Annotated in this window: 15 protein-coding genes; 11 read left to right on the top strand and 4 right to left on the bottom strand. The window is 38.7% G+C overall.

Going from position 1 to position 18,852, the window contains the following annotated elements:
• Positions 1 to 104 precede the first annotated feature (104 nt).
• The 3 genes from AAHB15_RS10790 to AAHB15_RS10780 all read left to right on the top strand — a co-directional run bounded on the left by AAHB15_RS10790 (position 105) and on the right by AAHB15_RS10780 (position 5,212).
• A complete protein-coding gene (locus AAHB15_RS10790) occupies positions 105 to 2,132 on the top strand; it encodes a YhgE/Pip domain-containing protein (RefSeq protein ID WP_342042366.1) in 2,028 nt (675 codons plus the stop codon).
• Between the two features lie 150 nt (positions 2,133 to 2,282).
• Complete coding sequence (gene htpG, locus AAHB15_RS10785) at positions 2,283 to 4,160, top strand: molecular chaperone HtpG (protein WP_342042365.1); 1,878 nt, start codon at positions 2,283 to 2,285, stop codon at positions 4,158 to 4,160.
• A 167-nt stretch (positions 4,161 to 4,327) separates the two neighbouring features.
• Positions 4,328 to 5,212 (top strand): YitT family protein, encoded by an 885-nt coding sequence (locus AAHB15_RS10780; protein WP_342042364.1) that lies wholly within the window; start codon positions 4,328 to 4,330, stop codon positions 5,210 to 5,212.
• Between the two features lie 61 nt (positions 5,213 to 5,273).
• Here AAHB15_RS10780 and AAHB15_RS10775 read toward each other — a convergent pair whose 3' ends face one another.
• Positions 5,274 to 6,518: an MFS transporter gene (locus AAHB15_RS10775; RefSeq protein ID WP_342042363.1), complete on the bottom strand. Its 1,245-nt coding sequence runs from the start codon at positions 6,516 to 6,518 to the stop codon at positions 5,274 to 5,276.
• Positions 6,519 to 6,777: 259 nt separating this feature from the next.
• Here AAHB15_RS10775 and AAHB15_RS10770 point away from each other — a divergent pair, with 259 nt between their 5' ends.
• From AAHB15_RS10770 to AAHB15_RS10760, 3 genes are all read left to right on the top strand, one after another.
• A complete protein-coding gene (locus AAHB15_RS10770; protein WP_342042362.1) occupies positions 6,778 to 7,206 on the top strand; it encodes a MarR family winged helix-turn-helix transcriptional regulator in 429 nt (142 codons plus the stop codon).
• Between the two features lie 321 nt (positions 7,207 to 7,527).
• Positions 7,528 to 8,946, top strand: coding sequence for an aspartate ammonia-lyase (aspA, locus tag AAHB15_RS10765; protein WP_335573968.1), 1,419 nt, complete (start codon positions 7,528 to 7,530; stop codon positions 8,944 to 8,946).
• Positions 8,947 to 9,094: 148 nt separating this feature from the next.
• Positions 9,095 to 10,420 (top strand): GntT/GntP/DsdX family permease, encoded by a 1,326-nt coding sequence (locus tag AAHB15_RS10760; RefSeq protein WP_098528120.1) that lies wholly within the window; start codon positions 9,095 to 9,097, stop codon positions 10,418 to 10,420.
• Positions 10,421 to 10,519: 99 nt separating this feature from the next.
• Here the strand turns inward: AAHB15_RS10760 and AAHB15_RS10755 are convergent, their stop codons facing one another.
• On the bottom strand, positions 10,520 to 10,867 hold the full coding sequence (locus AAHB15_RS10755; RefSeq protein ID WP_342042361.1) for a hypothetical protein: 348 nt from the start codon (positions 10,865 to 10,867) through the stop codon (positions 10,520 to 10,522).
• Between the two features lie 301 nt (positions 10,868 to 11,168).
• Between AAHB15_RS10755 and AAHB15_RS10750 the strand changes: the two genes are divergently transcribed.
• Positions 11,169 to 12,161, top strand: a complete 993-nt coding sequence (locus AAHB15_RS10750) for a VanW family protein (RefSeq protein WP_342042360.1) — start codon at positions 11,169 to 11,171, stop codon at positions 12,159 to 12,161.
• 65 nt (positions 12,162 to 12,226) lie between these two features.
• Here the strand turns inward: AAHB15_RS10750 and AAHB15_RS10745 are convergent, their stop codons facing one another.
• Together AAHB15_RS10745 and AAHB15_RS10740 are read right to left on the bottom strand one after the other, a co-directional pair.
• On the bottom strand, positions 12,227 to 12,433 hold the full coding sequence (locus AAHB15_RS10745; protein WP_144562111.1) for a methionine aminopeptidase: 207 nt from the start codon (positions 12,431 to 12,433) through the stop codon (positions 12,227 to 12,229).
• 253 nt (positions 12,434 to 12,686) lie between these two features.
• Complete coding sequence (locus tag AAHB15_RS10740; RefSeq protein ID WP_144562110.1) at positions 12,687 to 14,105, bottom strand: sigma-54 interaction domain-containing protein; 1,419 nt, start codon at positions 14,103 to 14,105, stop codon at positions 12,687 to 12,689.
• Positions 14,106 to 14,314: 209 nt separating this feature from the next.
• Here AAHB15_RS10740 and pruA point away from each other — a divergent pair, with 209 nt between their 5' ends.
• The 4 genes from pruA to AAHB15_RS10720 all read left to right on the top strand — a co-directional run bounded on the left by pruA (position 14,315) and on the right by AAHB15_RS10720 (position 18,752).
• Entirely contained in the window at positions 14,315 to 15,859 is a 1,545-nt protein-coding gene (gene pruA, locus AAHB15_RS10735) for an L-glutamate gamma-semialdehyde dehydrogenase (protein ID WP_342042359.1), read from the top strand.
• Positions 15,860 to 15,918: 59 nt separating this feature from the next.
• Positions 15,919 to 17,118 carry an ornithine--oxo-acid transaminase gene (locus AAHB15_RS10730; RefSeq protein ID WP_335573119.1) on the top strand — a complete coding sequence of 400 codons (1,200 nt, stop codon included), beginning with the start codon at positions 15,919 to 15,921 and terminating at the stop codon, positions 17,116 to 17,118.
• Positions 17,119 to 17,179: 61 nt separating this feature from the next.
• Positions 17,180 to 18,445, top strand: coding sequence for a Glu/Leu/Phe/Val family dehydrogenase (locus AAHB15_RS10725; RefSeq protein WP_335573122.1), 1,266 nt, complete (start codon positions 17,180 to 17,182; stop codon positions 18,443 to 18,445).
• 52 nt (positions 18,446 to 18,497) lie between these two features.
• On the top strand, positions 18,498 to 18,752 hold the full coding sequence (locus AAHB15_RS10720; RefSeq protein ID WP_335573118.1) for a hypothetical protein: 255 nt from the start codon (positions 18,498 to 18,500) through the stop codon (positions 18,750 to 18,752).
• Positions 18,753 to 18,852 lie beyond the last annotated feature (100 nt).

Raw genomic sequence — 18,852 nt, 5'->3', positions numbered from 1 at the left:
AGGCAGCCTTTTTTGTCGCCATTAAATTGCCCCAGTTTCCGTGAATCTGGATACCCTATTAGTGAAAAGCTAAGATGAAACTTCTCAGGGGGTAGGGGACAATAATGGGAATTTGGAGAATTTATATAAATGATTGGAAAAATATTCGTCAGGTGCCGATCGTTATTTTGTTAGTGGGGGCACTCTCGCTCCTTCCATCCGCATATGCTTGGATTAACATTAAAGCGATGTGGGATCCATACAGCAATACATCTGGAATTAAAGTAGCGGTTGCCAATGAAGATGAAGGGGCCGAAATTCGAGGGGAAAAAATAAACGTAGGAAATGAAATTGTGCAAAATTTAAAAAATAACAAGAAACTCGGCTGGATATTTGTTAATCGCTCCACCGCGGAGGACGGCGTGGAAAAAGGTAATTATTATGCTTATCTAATCATCCCAAGAGACTTTTCAAAGAAACTAACCAGCATCCTTGAAATTAATCCAACAAAGCCGCAAATTCTATTCGGTGTAAATGAAAAGATTAATGCTGTTGCCCCGAAAATTGCCAGCTCTGGGGCATCGGCCGTAACAGCTCAAATTAGTCAGGCCTTTGTGAAAACAGTTGGAGATGCTATTTTTTCAGGTTTTTATAAAGCCGGAATTGAGTTAGAAAAATCATTGCCATCCATACATAATATGGAGGACCAAATCTTTACATTAGAGAAGGCCTTACCGCAGATTGAGGCTATGGGAAAGAAAGCAATCGAGCTCGAGGAAAAGCTGCCCGAAATTAGAGAAAAGGGACAGAAGATAATTGAATTGGAACAAAGGATTCCCGAGATTAACCAGGCAGGCAGCAGTATTTTAAAAGTAGAAGCTAATCTGCCACTCATCCATGAAGCCGGCAATAAGGTATTGGCACTGCAACAGAAAATGGCCGATATGAATCGTATAAATGAAATTGTAACCCAAATTGGAGAGCAATTATCTGAAATAGAGGCAAATATTAACCAAACAATCAATCGTTCCGGGCAGGCCGCAGCTCAGGTTGAGACTAGTGAAAATCAGGCACAGTTAACACAGCTTCATGAGGAACTTGTAAGTATTCACAATTCCATTCAACAGGCACGGGGTGACCTCCAGCAAAAGATATCAGAAGGAGAAGCGATTGTTAACTCCTCTGCTAATTTTATTAAAAATAATCTCCCAACAATTGAGGGGAAAATTCATAAAGCGGCAGATTTTGTTCGTAATGATCTGCCATCTCTGGAAGATGATATTCGAAAAGCCGCTGATCTTGTTCGAACAAAGCTTCCTGAATTAGAAACAGCTGTCCATAAAGCTGCTGATTTTGCAAGAAATGACTTACCAGGCTTTGAAGCACAGATCAGGAGTACAGCTGATAAACTGCGAAGATTAAAAGGCAGTGTGGATGTGAATGATTTAATTCAATTTTTAAAGCATGACCCGCAAACAGAAAGCAACTTTTTATCTAATCCGGTTTTATTAAAAACAAAAAGGATATTCCCTATCCCTAATTACGGTTCAGCGATGACCCCATTTTATACGATGCTCGCACTTTGGGTAGGGGCAACATTCCTGATCGCCTCACTTCGAGTAGATGTGGAGGACAACAATCATCAGTTTAAGAGCTATCAGGTTTACTTTGGAAGGCTGCTTACCTTTCTGACAATAGGGATCCTTCAAGCTGTGGTTGTTTCACTTGGTGATCTATATATCATTCATACTTATGCCGTTGATAAGTTATGGTTTGTTCTCTTTAGTATCTTTATTGGGATTGTTTTTGTAATCATCACGTTTACCTTATGTTCTGTTTTTGGCACAATCGGCAAAGGGTTAGCAATTATTCTTTTGGTGCTGCAAATTTCAAGTTCCGGTGCCACCTTTCCTGTAAGTACTACTTCAGCCTTTTTTCAAAGGATATATCCTTTTATGCCGTTTACATATGCGGTTAGTTTGCTGCGCGAAACGGTAGGAGGAATGGTTGAAGAAGTGGTGGTAAGAGATGTGTTTTACTTGTTAGTCTTTGTGGCTGCCAGCTTTCTTTTAGCACTTGTCTTGAAAGAACCTCTGAGTAAACGAATCCAAAAGGCAGCAGAGTTGGCAAGGTCTTCAAATATTATTCAATAAGCAACCTTACTTTTGTAATAATCCAGCATCCGTTAGGGTGCTGTTTTTTCTTGACAAAAAACAAATAAATATGTTATTAAAATAATTGTTAGCACTCGGTAGATAAGAGTGCTAAAATATAAGTATATTTTGCAAAAAGGAGAGGTCTTGATGGAAACAAAGCAGTTTAAAGCAGAATCCAAACGATTACTGGATATGATGATTAACTCTATTTACACACACCGGGAGATTTTCTTAAGAGAGTTATTGTCAAATGCAAGCGATGCGATCGATAAAATTTATTATAAAGCCTTAACAGATGACACATTAACCTTTAACCAAGATAGTTACTACATAAAAGTCACTGCTGATAAGGACAATAGATTATTGATTATCACCGATACCGGCATTGGGATGACGAAGGAAGATCTTGAAAATAACCTTGGTACAATTGCAAAAAGCGGTTCGTTAGCTTTTAAAAAGGAAAATGAACTTAAAGACGGTTACGATATCATTGGACAATTCGGGGTTGGCTTTTATTCAGCATTCATGGTAGCAGATGAAGTATCAGTGATTAGTAAGGCTATTGGTAGTGATGAAGCCTTCAAATGGGAATCTAAAGGAGCGGACGGCTATACCATCACTCCATGTGAAAAGGATTCAGTCGGTACGGAGATTACGTTGAAAATAAAAGAAAATACCGAAGATGAGAACTATGATGAGTATCTTGAAGAGTATCGATTAAAGTCTATCATCAAAAAATATTCGGATTTTATTCGCTATCCTATTAAAATGGATGTAACAGAACGTAAGCTCAAAGAGGGCAGTGAGAACGACTTTGAGGAAGTAGTCGAAGAACAAACCATTAATAGTATGGTTCCTATTTGGAGAAAGAATAAGAAGGATTTAACCACAGAAGACTATGAACATTTTTACTCGGAAAAACGCTACGGTTTTGACAAACCGCTAAAACATATTCATATTAGCGTTGACGGTGCTATTAGATATAATGCCATTCTTTATATCCCTGAAAACATTCCGTTCGATTATTACACACAGGAATATGAGAAGGGGTTAGAGTTATATTCAAATGGCGTGTTAATCATGAATAAATGCGCTGATTTGCTGCCTGACTATTTTAGTTTCGTTAAGGGAATGGTGGATTCTGAAGATCTTTCATTAAATATCTCAAGAGAGATGCTTCAGCATGACCGGCAATTAAAGCTCATCGCCAAAAATATTAATAAAAAAATCAAAAGTGAATTATTGTCGATTATAAAAAATGAACGAGAAAAGTACGAAGAGTTCTTTAAAGCATTTGGCAGACAACTAAAATATGGTGTTTACAGTGATTATGGAACCCATAAAGAAGAACTCCAGGATTTGTTAATGTTCTACTCATCTAAGGAGAAAAAGTTGGTCACTCTTGACGAGTATGTATCAAGAATGCCGGAGGACCAAAAATATATTTACTATGCAACTGGTGAATCGAATGAAAGAATTGATAAACTGCCGCAAACGGAATTAGTTGCAGATAAAGGGTATGAAATTCTATATTTCACCGATGAGATTGATGAGTTTGCAATAAGAATGCTAATGTCATATAAAGAAAAAGAGTTTAAATCAGTTTCCAGCGGTGATTTAGGATTTGAAGCGGATGAAAATCAAGATACGGCTGCGGAGCAACAAGACAATAAAGAACTATTTGATTTTATGAAAAATGTTCTAAACAACAAGGTTAAAGATGTAAAAGTATCGAAACGACTTAAAACTCATCCTGTATGTTTGTCTACTGATGGGGCAGTATCAATCGAAATGGAAAAAATCCTTAACGCTATGCCAAATAGCCAAAATGTGAAAGCAGACAAGATCCTAGAAATTAATGTCCATCATGAGGTGTTTGCATCATTAAAAGATGCCTTTGAAAAGGACAAAGACAAGTTAACCTTATATACAAACTTGTTATATAATCAAGCATTGCTGATTGAAGGTTTACCAATCGAAGACCCAGTCGAATTTACAAATCAATTATGCAAAGTAATGGTATAAAAAAGGAGGGATTGCAGAAGGCTGCAATCCCTTTTTTACTACAAAATATGAACTCTAGTTCAAATTATGTAGAAAATATGATATAATCATATAAAGAACATATTTATGGTAATTCCTAATAGATTGGATGATTATATGGCAAAATAAAATGAATAAGGAGTGGTTGAATGACAGAATTAATGAAGGGAAATTTAAAGCATCGAAAACTTCCGCTAACAAGGATAATTGTGAGAATCATTATGATCACTATCGGAGCCATCCTTATGGCGACAGGACTAGAAATATTTTTAGTTCCGAACCATGTTATTGATGGGGGAATTACCGGTATCTCCATCATGCTTGCACATATTACCGAATGGAAATTGGGACTCTTTCTATTTGTATTGAACTTGCCTTTTGTGTATATGGGTTACAAACAAATGGGAAAAACCTTTGCTTTTTCAACCATTTATGGAATTATAGTTTTATCTATTTTTACTTCCTTTTTTCACCCTATTCCCCCTTTTACAGAAGATATCCTCCTGGCAACCCTATTTGGCGGAATGATTTTAGGCATTGGAGTGGGTCTGGTCATCCGTAATGGCGGGGCATTAGATGGCACAGAAATACTAGCTCTAGTCATTAATAAAAAGGTTCCTTTTTCGGTTGGACAAATTATTATGTTTATGAACATATTTATCTTAGGGGCAGCAGGATTTGTTTTTTCTTGGGACCGTGCCATGTATTCCCTTTTAGCATATGTAATTGCATCGAAAGCAATTGATACGGTTGTCCAAGGACTCGAAGAAACTAAATCCGTCTGGATTATTAGTGACAATGCGAAAGAGATTGGGGATGCCGTTAATGACCGTTTAGGACGGGGAGTCACCTACTTAAACGGTGAAGGCGCTTATACAGGTGATAATAAGAAAGTCATTTTCAGTATCATTTCCCGAATAGAAGAATCCAAACTGACGACCATTGTCGAGGAAATTGATCCTACAGCGTTTTTAGCCATTGCTGACATAGCGGAAGTTAGAGGCGGCCGTTTTAAGAAGCGAGATATTCACTGACTTATTACGGAATGGGTAAAGAAAAAGGATCAGTCACCAAGACAGATCCCCTTGAGTACACTTAATGACCTAGTTCAACATCATCAACATGGTTAATGTGCTTTCTGTTTATTAAAATGAACAGAACAGAGATTAGGACAAAAATACCTCCGACTATAAAAGGAATGGAAGGATTATAAATTTCTGCAAGCTTACCCGCCATAAATGGTGCAATCGCACCGCCAATAAAGCGAAGGAAGCTGTAAGCGGCCGACGCTGTTGAACGTTGTACCGGTGCAGCATTCATAACAGCAGTGGTAATGAGTGTATTATTATTACCTAATAATGCACCCGCCGCTATCACGCAAGTAATGATAACTGCTTGTGAAGATGTCCATGTTCCCATAACAAAAAGAAGAATACCGAACATGACTAGCATCGCACACATGGTTTTAATGGTTCCAAACATTTGTTGTAGTTTAGGAGCCATAAAAACAGAGGTAATCGCCAATAAGATACCCCAGCCCAGGAATACAAACCCAAGCCCATGTTCATCCAATCCCATGACAAATGGGGCATAAGCGAGAAGCGTAAAAAAGCCAAAATTATAAAGGGCAGCCGTGATCCCGAAAACCAATAACGAACGGTGTTTTAAGGCACGGAAAGGATCTGCAAGTGTTGTTTTCGCCTGGCTCTTTTGATCCTGTTTAGCCTTTGGCATCAATACAATTAAACCAATAAAGGCTATTATCATCAGTGATGCAACGCCAAGAAATGGTCCTCTCCAGGACATCGCCCCTAACCATCCTCCAAGAAGCGGGCCTACAGAAATTCCTAGTCCAATCGCAGCTTCATACAGAATGATGGCTTTGGCCGTTCCGCTATTGGATAACGACACAATAGCTGCAAGAGCAGTGGCAACAAATAAAGCATTTCCTAAACCCCAGCCTCCGCGAAGACTGACAAGCGCCCAAATTCCATTTGAAAAGCCTCCAAGTGCAGAGAAGACCGCAATAATGACAATCCCTGAAAGAAGGGTCCACTTGATGCCCAGCCTAGAGGAAATCATTCCGGTAATAAGCATTGCCACTGCCATTACCGCATTATAGCTGGTGAACAATAAGGTAACTTGACTATGTGAGGCATGTAATTGTTCTGCAATGGCAGGTAAAATGGGGTCAACAAGGCCTAAACCCATGAATGCAATAATGCTGGCAAAAAATACTGCCCACACTGCTTTTGGTTGTGTTAATAAAGATGCCTGTAACTCTGGATTTGCAGTGTTTTTGCTTGAGGTTGACGCAATCGATTGCGGTGTTGATGCCATTTACATTTCTCCTTTTCTCTGAATATTTGTTCCATCCATCGTTCGTCTATTTGGGAAATGCATCAATAAAGTAACGAAATATTTCGTACGAATACCCCCTTCAGGACAATTAGTTGTATGATGAAACTATATGATTGTATTATACAACTATTTTTTACTACGTCAATGATGTTTTCACTTGGCACGACGAAAATAAAAAATTAATTATCTTATGATATGATAATGTGTAGGAATATTGAATACTGTGAGGTTATAAAAAATGAATAAAAATGCCCTAGAAATGATCGAACTTGAATTGGCGATCCTGCTTCGCCGAACGACATCTGATAATAACCATAAAAAAGTTGGGAGTCTTGACCGATCTGCCTATCTGCTGCTTCGCCGCATTGCTATGAAAGGGGCAGTAGGCGTAAAGGTCTTAGCGGGTGAATTCCAATTAGATATATCAACAGTAAGCAGACAAGCAGCTGCTTTAGAGCAGAAGGGCTTCTTGTATAAGATACCTGATCTGTTAGATGGGAGGGCATACACCTTTCAAATTACCGAGTTAGGGAAAAAGGAATTATGTGAACATATGCAGGCTCGGATGGACCGAATAACAGAATTACTAAAAGATTGGCCTGAAGAGGAGTGTCGGGTTTTTGGTGAGTTGCTTAGAAAATTCAATTATTCGTTTTTAGAAGGATAAAACGATGGTGAAAGGCTATTAAATATGGATAGAGGCAACTGGCAAGTTGTGAATAAAAAGTTGCTGGTTACCTTTATTTTTTTATTTTAATGGCCCCTTTAATGGGGGTAACAGTTGGATAAAACGTTTAAAAGGAAGTTATTTAGTTAGACATAATGACAAAATTACTGATTATTTAGCAAAAACAACGAAATATTATTATATCGACAGAATAATTAGGGGTTTGATGCAAGAATTATAGCAGAAATAGAGACATAGCTCTTTTTTACTGTTATTATTTTTTTGTATCGATAGTTGTTTATAAAAAGGAGACAGAAAGCTATGATTACAAACAGAACCGAACAAGATTTCTTAGGAAAAAAAGAAATCCCAAAGGACGCCTATTATGGTATCCAAACACTTAGGGCGGTTGAGAATTTCCCTATCACAGGGTACTCCATTCATGAAGAATTGATTAAAGCTTTGGCAATGGTAAAAAAGGCAGCAGCAATAGCAAATATGAATACAAAGAGATTATATTCCGGGCTTGGTGATGTCATTTGTCAAGCTGCCGAAGAAGTGATGGCAGGAAAGTGGAACGACCAATTTATTGTTGATCCAATTCAAGGTGGAGCCGGGACGTCCATGAACATGAATGCAAATGAAGTAATCGCCAATCGAGCGCTTGAATTGCTTGGTCATGAAAAAGGAGCTTATATTCATTTAAGTCCGAATACGCATGTCAATATGTCGCAATCGACGAATGATGTTTTCCCGACAGCCATTCATATCGCTGCTCTAAAATTACTTGAAAAATTACTCGTGACCATGAATGATATGCTTGCCGTTTTTAATGAGAAGGCAAAACAATTTGAAAACGTTATCAAAATGGGTCGGACCCATTTACAGGATGCAGTTCCCATCCGACTTGGTCAAGAATTTGAAGCTTACTCTCGTGTTCTTGAACGTGATCTTAAGCGGATTTCAAACTCTAGAAATCATTTATATGAAGTGAATATGGGTGCCACAGCAGTTGGGACGGGCTTAAATGCGGACCCTCAATATATTATTGATGTGGTTAAACAGCTTGCCGACATTAGTGGATTGCCATTAGTTAATGCCGAGCATCTCGTGGATGCAACCCAAAACACGGATTCCTATACAGAGGTTTCGGCTGCATTAAAAGTTTGTATGATGAATATGTCAAAAATAGCCAATGATCTGCGCTTAATGGCATCTGGCCCGAGGGCCGGTCTAGCTGAAATAAGTTTGCCAGCCCGCCAGCCCGGATCTTCGATTATGCCAGGAAAAGTAAATCCAGTCATGCCGGAGCTCATTAACCAAATTGCCTTTCAGGTTATTGGAAATGATCATACCATTTGTCTTGCTTCTGAAGCTGGTCAACTGGAACTGAATGTGATGGAGCCAGTATTAGTGTTTAATTTACTGCAATCAATCAGTATTATGAACAATGGATTCCGTTCCTTTACCGATTATTGCTTGAAGGGAATCGAAGCAAACGAGGCCCGTTTAAAGGATTACGTTGAAAGAAGTGTCGGTATTATTACGGCAGTCAATCCGCATTTGGGGTATGAAGTAGCAGCTAGGATTGCTAGAGAAGCCATCGTCAGTGGCAAATCGGTTCGCGAATTATGTTTGCAGCATGATGTGCTTACAGAAGAAGAATTAGATCTTATATTAAATATATTCGAAATGACCAAACCAGGAATTGCTGGAGCAGCACTTTTAGATAGAGACTAAAAATATAAGCCCTCATCCCGATGTTTTAATTACGGATGAGGGCTTTTTTGTTTTAAAGACTAAATCAGGAAAATTCGAATGTAAATGTAACAAATGTTAACAATAAGGGAGATATATACAACTAAATTGTAAAGGATGGTGTTGGTTGATGGATACATTTTTATTGCTGATGACACTCGTTTCGATTGTCATCGTTGTTCTAGGAGTATCATGGTTTAAGTGGCATGCGTTTATCAGCTTGCTTGTAGCTAGTTTGTTTTTAGCGTTAGTATCAGGGCTATCGCTGGATAAAATTGTTGCAGCCTATGAAACGGGTGTAGGCGGGGTCCTTGGACATTTAATCGGGATTTTAGCTCTAGGAACCATTTTAGGTAAAATGATGGCAGACTCTGGAGCGGGCATGCAGATTGCTGAATATTTTATTCGCGTTTTTGGTGTTAATAAATTACCATGGGCCATGATGCTTTCAGGTTTTATTATTGGTATTCCCGTATTTTTTGAAGTGGGAATTTTAATTCTATTACCTTTAGTTATTTCGATTCACAAATCATCTAAACAAAATATTTTATTAATTGCCTTGCCGTGTATCGCAGGATTATCAATCGTTCATGGACTGGTTCCGCCGCATCCTGGGGCATTGGCAGCCATCAGTATCTACAAAGCAAATCTAGGGAAAGTCCTTTTATATTCGTTAATTATTGCGATTCCTGCCGTTATTATTGCTGGTCCATTGTTTGCAATGTGGGTTAACAAAAGAGTTGTACCACAAGGAGAACCAGAGTTGATTCGAATAAGTAAGGAAGCTAAATCATTACCAGGTACAGGTATTTCTTTTTTCATTATTCTGCTTCCAGTGTTACTAATGATTCTATCAGCGGTTGCTCCTTACTTAAAATTAACTGCGGGGATAACGAAATTTCTCATTTTCATTGGAAGTCCAATTATTGCCCTCTTGATCTCTGTCTTTGTTGCTTATTATTTCCTTGGCCTACGGCGAGGGATGGGGAAAGAAGTTATTAAAAAATTGACAGAGGAATGTTTATTGCCAGTTGGTTCCATCGCTTTAATCATTGGGGCTGGTGGTGGATTTAAACAAATACTAATCGAAAGTGGAGTAGGGGATACAATCGCACGGATGGCAGAGAATTTATCGCTATCACCACTTGTATTGGCCTTTTTAATTGCTGGTTTAATTCGAATTGCTACAGGGTCCGCTACAGTAGCCTTAACCACTGCCGCTGGAATTGTTTCGCCAGTGGTAGCTGGAATGACAGACGTTAATCTTGAATTGCTGGTTATCGCGACGGGCGCAGGATCGTTAATGTTTTCACACGTTAACGACGCCGGTTTCTGGATGGTTAAAGAATATTTAGGTTTAAGTGTTCCGGAAACCTTTAAAACGTGGACAGTCTTAGAAACCATTCTTTCTTTCGTGGCGTTTGGGGGAGCGTTGCTGTTGAATATGTTTTTTTAAGAGAGACTAAAAAGGTGCCAACTACTATAGGAATGTTGGTACCTTCTTTGGTAAAAAACAAAAAAGGGCTTAGCGCCCTTTTTTCTCTAGATAAGATAATCATTTTTGCTCTTTTTCCTTCTTTTTATCAGGTTTCCGCTCACTTAAAGAGCGATAAATTTGTGTATACATACTGCCTTGTTCAATATTCTCAAGGAAAAATGGACCAATCAGCTCTATGTATTCTTCGTCTTCAAACATTTTTTTATTTTGTAATTCCATTTCTGCTAATCCCTCATAAATCGATAGGATGGCATAGGTATGATCCTCTCCGGATATTGGTGTGAGAATCTCGAACTTGTGATCATAATTTTCAGTTCTGAACTTTTTAATTTCCCTTAAATTTTCAATACTTTCTTTAAACTTATCTTGTTTTATGACAAACGTCTGATGAACATAAACAGACATTTAAGCACCTCCAAAAATAAACAAAACCTTGATATTACTATTTACCTATCGCCTGTTTTTATTCAGACTTTTTAGTGCAAAATATTTATTTTTATGTTAACTCATCAGAAAAAGTACTTTTATTATTAGGATAAAGTGATAAAATGAACCCATGATATGTTAATCTATTACAGAAAAATGGAAATGTTATTGGGATAATTAGGATAAAATATGAAACAATTTTCAGTAATAATCGTCAAATTATATAGTAATAGATTAAATGGAAAATTCAAATTAAATCACGAGTAAAAGATGGGGGAAAATGAGCAGGTTTACTAGAATAATCGCGATCTTATTGGCAGGATGTTTATTGGGGTTAGCAGGATGTAGAGAGCAGACAACAAATGAAAAGGAAGCAATTGCAGCAGGGCAGCAAAAAAACACAACAGAGAAACAAATTAAAGCAGAGAAGAAAAAGAAAGTTGAAAAACCGGTTTTTGTCAATCTTATTGATCCGAATACTAAAAGTGTTGTAAAAACCTTTAAACCAAAGGATATAGGATTTGGGACAGACGATGAAAAATATAAAGCCGAATTAGCCTTATTAACAAGGGAATTGGCCAGGGGGACAAAAGATACCCCAGGTTATGATAAAAGAATGATCCTCGATAAGCTTGATGAGAATGGACAAGTGATTAAAGGTACGCCGCAAACAATCCTTGAAGAGAAAGAACTAACAGAAAAAATCATTCAGGCCTCTTTAAAAGGCGGCGACGTCAAAATTCCGTTGTATGCTACAGCCAGCGGTTACAAGCAGGAGGAGGCTGCTCAATTGGGGGAAGTAGTCGTTGCTTCTTATACTACCTACTTTAGTAGTGGAATGGTCGGCAGGTCTAAAAATATCGTGTTATCGGCAAAGGCGATTAATAATGTCATTCTTGGCACCGGAGATTCCTTCTCCTTTAACACCACTGTAGGACCAAGTGATGCAGAGCATGGCTATCAACCTGCACCGGAAGCTCTTGATGGCAAGTTAGTGGAAGGAATCGGCGGCGGTATTTGTCAAACCTCTTCCACGCTTTATAACGCCATTGATAAACTAGCTGTCAGTTATATTGAAAGGAATCATCACTCTCTGCATGTAGGATATGTGCCGACAGGAAGAGATGCAACCGTGTCTTACGGAGGGTTAGATTTTCGGTTTAAAAATACGACTGGCGTTCCTCTGCTGTTAAAAACGGTAGTAAGAAAAGGATCTATCACTGTGGAAATAAGAACAGCAAAGGTATACCAAGATCAAGTGAAAAAAAATTAAGCAAAAAAACTCCCTGCAATGGTCCGCATGCAGGGAATTTTTGTTAGGAATTTCCTCTTTTTCAATTACCTCATTTCTTCCCAATCTGCATAATGGCCACTGCCTTGGCACCCTGGGCATTCAAATGAATTAAAGTAGGCAAACTCATTATAAGGGTACACTGTATACCCTCTACCCTCACAATCAGGGCATTTGCCTTGTTCCTTCATAGTAGAGACATGATTTTGATATCTTGCCTCTTTCCATTGATTAAATGAGTTGAGTAGTCCCATTTTCTTCACCTCATCGTTTTTCATAGTATGGGGGAAAAATGGAATATTTATGCTTGCATGTTTTCTTATTAAAAAGGGGAATTTTACTAAGTTGTTGATATATATCATTTTGCTCCTGCTATATTATATGAGAAAGCTCCCCAAAAAGTGATTACTCTGACACAGAGCTTGTACTAAATTTGAAAAAAATTAGAAAAGAACGAACTTTGGACTATATAGATGCCCAATGTACGTTCTATCTTTTTCCTTATTGCTATAAAGGATTTACCTCAAAGTTTAATTTCTTTAATCGATACTGTAAGCTTTGACGACTTAATCCTAGTAACTTCGCTGTTTTGGAAATATTAAAATCATTTTTCTTGAGGACATGCTCAATATAGGTTTTTTCAAATAATTCCAGTTGTTCTTTTAATGGTACCGTAACATCTCCCGTTTCTTTCATAAAAGTTTCAACAGTTGAAAGGGGCATCATTCTTTCTTTCATCTGCATTTTATTGCGATACTGGTAGGGTAAATGGCGGTATATGATGAAATCTTCGCCGTCCATCATGATGTTCATGGCTGCTTCTATAATATGCTCAAGTTCTCGTACATTTCCATGCCAATCATATTCAAAGAAAGAATGTTTGACCTCCTCCGATAATCCTTTAACTTGCATTTGAAACCGTTCATTGTATTTTTCAATAAATTGTTCCACTAATAATGGGATATCTTCTTTACGATCTTTTAAAGGCGGCACAAAGATGGTTACTACTCCTAGTCGATAATACAAGTCTTTTCGCATCCGATTATTGGCAACCGCGTCAATCGGATCCTCATTCATATTCGCAATCACTCTGACATCAACGGTCGTGTCCTTTGTATCCCCAATCCTTCTTATTGTTTTTTCCTGAAGGACTCGCAGCAATTTTGCTTGAAGATTTAAATTTAAGGAGTTAATTTCATCAAGCAGCAATGTACCGCCATTCGCTTGTTCAAATAATCCAGGGGTATCCGTAGCCCCTGTGAACGCCCCGCGTTTTGTCCCGAACAGAAGACTCTCAATTAAATTATCTGGTAAGGCCGCACAATTTTGTGAAATAAAAGGTCCTGATAACCGCTCGCTGCCGTTGTGAATGCTTTGTGCAAAAAGTTCTTTCCCTGTACCGGTGTCACCAACAATCAATACATAGGATGAGGTTCTGGTCGCACGTTTAGCCGTTTCGATTACTTCTTTTATTGCTGGGCTGTTGCCGATAATATGATCAAAAGTATACTTAGAAGTTCCTTTTTTCATGTTGCCTTTGATTAATTTTTCCAGCTTCGTAACATCATTAGCAATTTCCACCGCACCCCGAAGTTCATGATCAGAATAGATCGGAATTGTGTTGTTAATGGTAGTAATTTCTCTTCCCTTATTATTAAAATAGGTTTGTTTTACGTTACTAGTTTCTTTTCCTTCTTGGAGCGCTTTTACTAGAGTACTAGATTGGTCGTCTTTAAACATAAACACGTCCAGTAAATTTTTATCCATGACATCCTGAAAATCCATCGATTCCATTTGCATCATTTTTTTATTATAAATAATCGTTTTCCCTGTTTCATCGACTGCATGGACTCCTACATCGATCTCGTCCAAGATCCTCTTATACATCCCATTTAAATAGACTAAGTCATTCTTTGATTTTTCCATTGTGTTATACTCCTTGTTTTTCCTCTATGCATCTATTAAATCAAAGAAAACATTATAACGCAAAATAATTTTGCTATTCTATTTAAAAAATTAAATTTTGCGCAAAAATAATTGGCTCTTACTACTGTAAAAAAGCTATTAAACTGCAAAATTAAAGTTGGCACGGAACTTGCATTATATTTTTACGTAAAACAAAAGGGGGAAAAACAATGTATCCATACTCACATGAACCATTTACTAATTTTACGGAAGAAAAAAATATACAGGCTTTTAAAGAAGCACTTGCCTTTGTCGAAAGCGAACTCGGAAAACACTACCCAGTTATCATTGACGGCGAATCCATCACAACAGAAGAAAAAATCCAATCAATCAATCCAGCCAATAAAGAAGAGGTTATTGGCAGTGTTTCAATGGCAAATCAAGAACTTGCTGAAAAAGCAATGCAAGCTGCCTTAGCAGCATTTGAAACTTGGAAAACATGGAGCCCAGAACATCGTGCCAATATCCTATTTCGTGCAGCTGCAATTCTCCGCCGCCGTAAACATGTATTCTCTAGCTATCTAGTAAAAGAAGCAGGGAAACCATGGAAGGAAGCAGACGCAGATACTGCTGAAGCAATTGATTTTATCGAGTATTATGCTAGACAAATGTTAAGCATTAAAGAGGGTGTACCTGTAAAAAGCCGAGCAGGAGAATATAATCAATTCAACTACATCCCGCTTGGAGTGGGAATCATCATTTCACCATTTAATTTCCCGCTTGCAATTATGGCAGGTACAACGGTTGCGGCAATTGTGTCTGGAAACACGGTTCTATTAAAACCGGCTAATTCCACACCAATCGTGGCTGCAAAATTTGTGGAGCTGATGCATGAAGCTGGACTGCCAAAAGGAGTTCTAAACTTTGTACCTGGCAGCGGTGCCCAAATTGGTGATTATTTAGTAGATCATCCGAAAACTCGATTTGTATCATTTACAGGTTCGCGCGAAGTAGGCTGCCGTATTTATGAACGTGCTGCAAAAGTAAATCCAGGACAAATTTGGTTAAAACGTGTAATTGCCGAGATGGGTGGTAAAGACACCGTTGTGGTCGATAATGAAGCGGATTTGGATCTTGCTGCAGCCTCGATCGTCTACTCAGCATTTGGGTACTCCGGTCAAAAATGTTCAGCTGGATCCCGCGCTGTTGTTCACCAAGATGTGTATGATGTTGTCCTTGAAAAGGCGGTTGCGCTAACAAAAACACTTACGATTGGTAATCCAGAATTACAAGATACTTACATGGGTCCAGTTATTGACGAAAGATCATTCAAAAAGATCATGAGCTATATTGAAATTGGAAAAGAAGAAGGCAGATTAATGACAGGCGGCGAAGGGGATAACTCCAAGGGTTATTTTATTCAACCAACTATATTCGCTGACTTGGATGAGGATGCCCGCCTTATGAAGGAAGAAATTTTTGGACCAGTGGTAACCTTCTGTAAGGCGCGTGACTTTGATCATTTGATGAAAATTGCCAACAACACTGATTATGGTTTAACAGGAGCACTTATTTCAAATAACCGCGAGCACATTGAAAGAGCAAGACAAGAATTCCACGTAGGAAATCTTTATTTTAACCGTGCATGTACGGGTGCCATTGTAGGCTATCAGCCATTTGGCGGATTCAATATGTCTGGAACCGATTCAAAAGCAGGGGGACCGGATTATTTACTGCTTCATATGCAGGCGAAAACAACATCAGAAATGCTTTAAGATTGTAAGGGGTGGGGGGCATACTTTGGTGCTCCCTAAGAATAAAGGGGGAAACGAACATGACGGTTACAACGAAAACGACGGAAATTATTGAACAAACAAATAAATTTGGTGCAAATAACTATCATCCACTGCCAATCGTTATTGCGAAAGCAGAAGGTGTTTGGGTGGAAAGTCCAGAAGGCAATCGCTATATGGATATGCTGAGCGCCTATTCTGCTGTAAACCAGGGGCACCGCCATCCGAAAATTATTCAGGCGTTGAAAGATCAAGCAGATAAAGTAACGCTGACATCACGTGCCTTTCATAATGACCAGCTCGGTCCATGGTATGAAAAAATTTGTAAACTAACAAATAAAGATATGGCACTTCCAATGAATACAGGTGCTGAAGCAGTCGAAACCGCTCTTAAAGCGGCACGACGCTGGGGTTATGATGTAAAAGGTATTGCTGAAAATCAAGCTGAAATCATTGCCTGCACAGGGAATTTCCATGGCAGGACTATGGGAGCTGTGTCGTTATCATCAGATCCAGAGTACAAACGTGGATTTGGTCCAATGCTTCCTGGCATTAAATTAATTCCATATGGTGATCTAGAGGCATTAACAGCAGCGATTACACCCAATACAGCAGCATTTTTAATGGAGCCTATTCAGGGGGAAGCAGGAATCCTATTACCACCTGAAGGATTCTTAAAACAAGCTTCTGAATTGTGTAAACAGAATAATGTATTATTTATAGCTGACGAAATTCAAGTTGGTTTGGCTCGTACGGGAAAAATGTTTGCCTGTGATTGGGAAGATGTTGAACCAGATATGCTGATATTAGGAAAAGCACTTGGAGGGGGAGTATTCCCAATCTCATGTGTTGTTGCCAACTCGGACGTTTTGGGTGTATTTAATCCAGGTTCTCACGGTTCCACATTTGGAGGAAACCCGCTTGCTTGCGCCGTTTCACTTGCTGCCTTAGATGTTATTGAGGAAGAACATCTAGCAGAACGTTCGCTTGATTTAGGAAAGTATTTCCTTGACCAATTAAAAGCGATTAACAATCCAATCATTAAAGAAATCCGCGGAAAAGGCTTGTTTATTGGAGTGGAATTAACCGAAGAAGCAAGACCCTATTGCGAACAATTAAAAGAAGCAGGGTTATTATGTAAAGAAACCCATGATACTGTTATTCGCTTTGCACCTCCACTCATTATTACGAAACAGGAAATTGATTGGGCTATTGAAAAAATTCAAACCGTTTTATCATAAAAATATAACTCTACCATAATAAGGGGTGGCATAGATGCCTGCGAATCAATTGGTTGATGAAATGTCAAAGGAACAACAGAAGGAACAAGAGTCGTTAAATTTATTTTATTCCACACAAACAGTGATCCGAAAAGCATTAAATAAGTTAGGGTATACAAACGAAATGTATGAGCTCTTAAAGGATCCGCTTCGTTTATTGACGGTTCGAATTCCTGTCAGAATGGATGATGGTACTGTTAAAGTTTTTACAGGCTACCGTTCACAGCATAATGATGCTGTAGGGCCAACAAAGGGCGGCGTCCGCTTTCATCCAGAGGTGGATGAAGAAGAGGTTAAGGCATTATCGATTTGGATGAGTCTAAAGTGTGGTATTACCGATCTTCCATATGGCGGTGGTAAAGGTGGAATTATTTGCGATCCAAGGCAAATGTCTTTTAGAGAGCTAGAGAGACTCAGCCGTGGCTATGTACGGGCGGTCAGCCAAATTGTTGGCCCTTCGAAAGATATTCCTGCACCGGACGTCTATACTAATTCGCAAATCATGGCGTGGATGATGGATGAATACAGCCGTTTACGTGAGTTTGACTCACCAGGTTTTATTACCGGAAAACCCTTAGTCCTTGGAGGTTCAAAAGGCCGTGAAACAGCCACAGCAGCTGGCGTTACGATCTGTATTGAAGAAGCTTTAAAGAAAAAGGGTAAGGAATTAAAAGGTGCCCGTGTGGTCATTCAAGGCTTTGGGAATGCTGGTAGTTATCTAGCTAAATTTATGCATGATGCAGGTGCAAAGGTGATAGCTGTTTCTGACGTATATGGCGGTATTTACGATCCAAATGGTCTTGACATTGATTACTTGCTTGATAGAAGAGACAGCTTTGGGACATTCTCGCAATTATTTACTGAAACCATCACCAATCAAGAACTTTTGGAGATAGATTGTGACATTCTTGTTCCTGCGGCCATTTCCAACCAGATTACAGCACAAAATGCTGCCAATATTAAGGCCTCGATTGTGGTGGAAGCTGCCAATGGGCCAACTACGCTTGAGGCTACAACGATCTTAACAGAACGCGGTATCTTGCTTGTTCCGGATATTTTGGCAAGTGCTGGCGGAGTAACAGTTTCATATTTTGAATGGGTTCAAAATAATCAGGGCTATTACTGGTCTGAAGAAGAAGTAGAAGAAAAGCTTGCAAAGGTGATGAAGAAATCATTTGAAACTATTTATGAAACTGCTAAGTCACATCAAGTAGATATGCGTTTAGCAGCTTATATGGTAGGAATCAGAAAAGTAGCTGAAGCCTCCAGCTTCCGAGGCTGGGTTTAGAATAATCATTTCGTCATGCCGATACGAAATCATAAAATGAGGAGTGACCAACTTGCCAAGGATTGAAGAAACTGTTTACAGTCCATGTTCTGGTACCGTTGAAAAAGTTCTAACCAAAAAAGACAACCATGTATATGAATGGGAGAGATTATTTTTAATTAAAGCCAATAACGGTAAGATTGAAGAGATTTCGATTGGCATTAGCGGACATGTCACTTCATTGAATGTGAAGGACGGACAAAAGGTTGATACTGAAACTGCCCTGGCAGTCATAAAAGACGATTGGATTATAACTGGCAGTGAATGAGCAGGTAATCCCCTTTCCATTAGATGGAAAGGGGATTTTTGCATATAAGAACGCAAAATTATTTTTAAATAATGCCAAAAAAATTGGCACACTGTTCAAA

Source organism: Bacillus sp. OTU2372, assembly GCF_038440275.1.
GTDB classification, from domain to species: Bacteria; Bacillota; Bacilli; order Bacillales; family Cytobacillaceae; genus Neobacillus; species Neobacillus bataviensis_B.
Note: the sequence above shows the minus strand (reverse complement) of the source record. Positions and strands in the feature narration are given on the sequence as shown.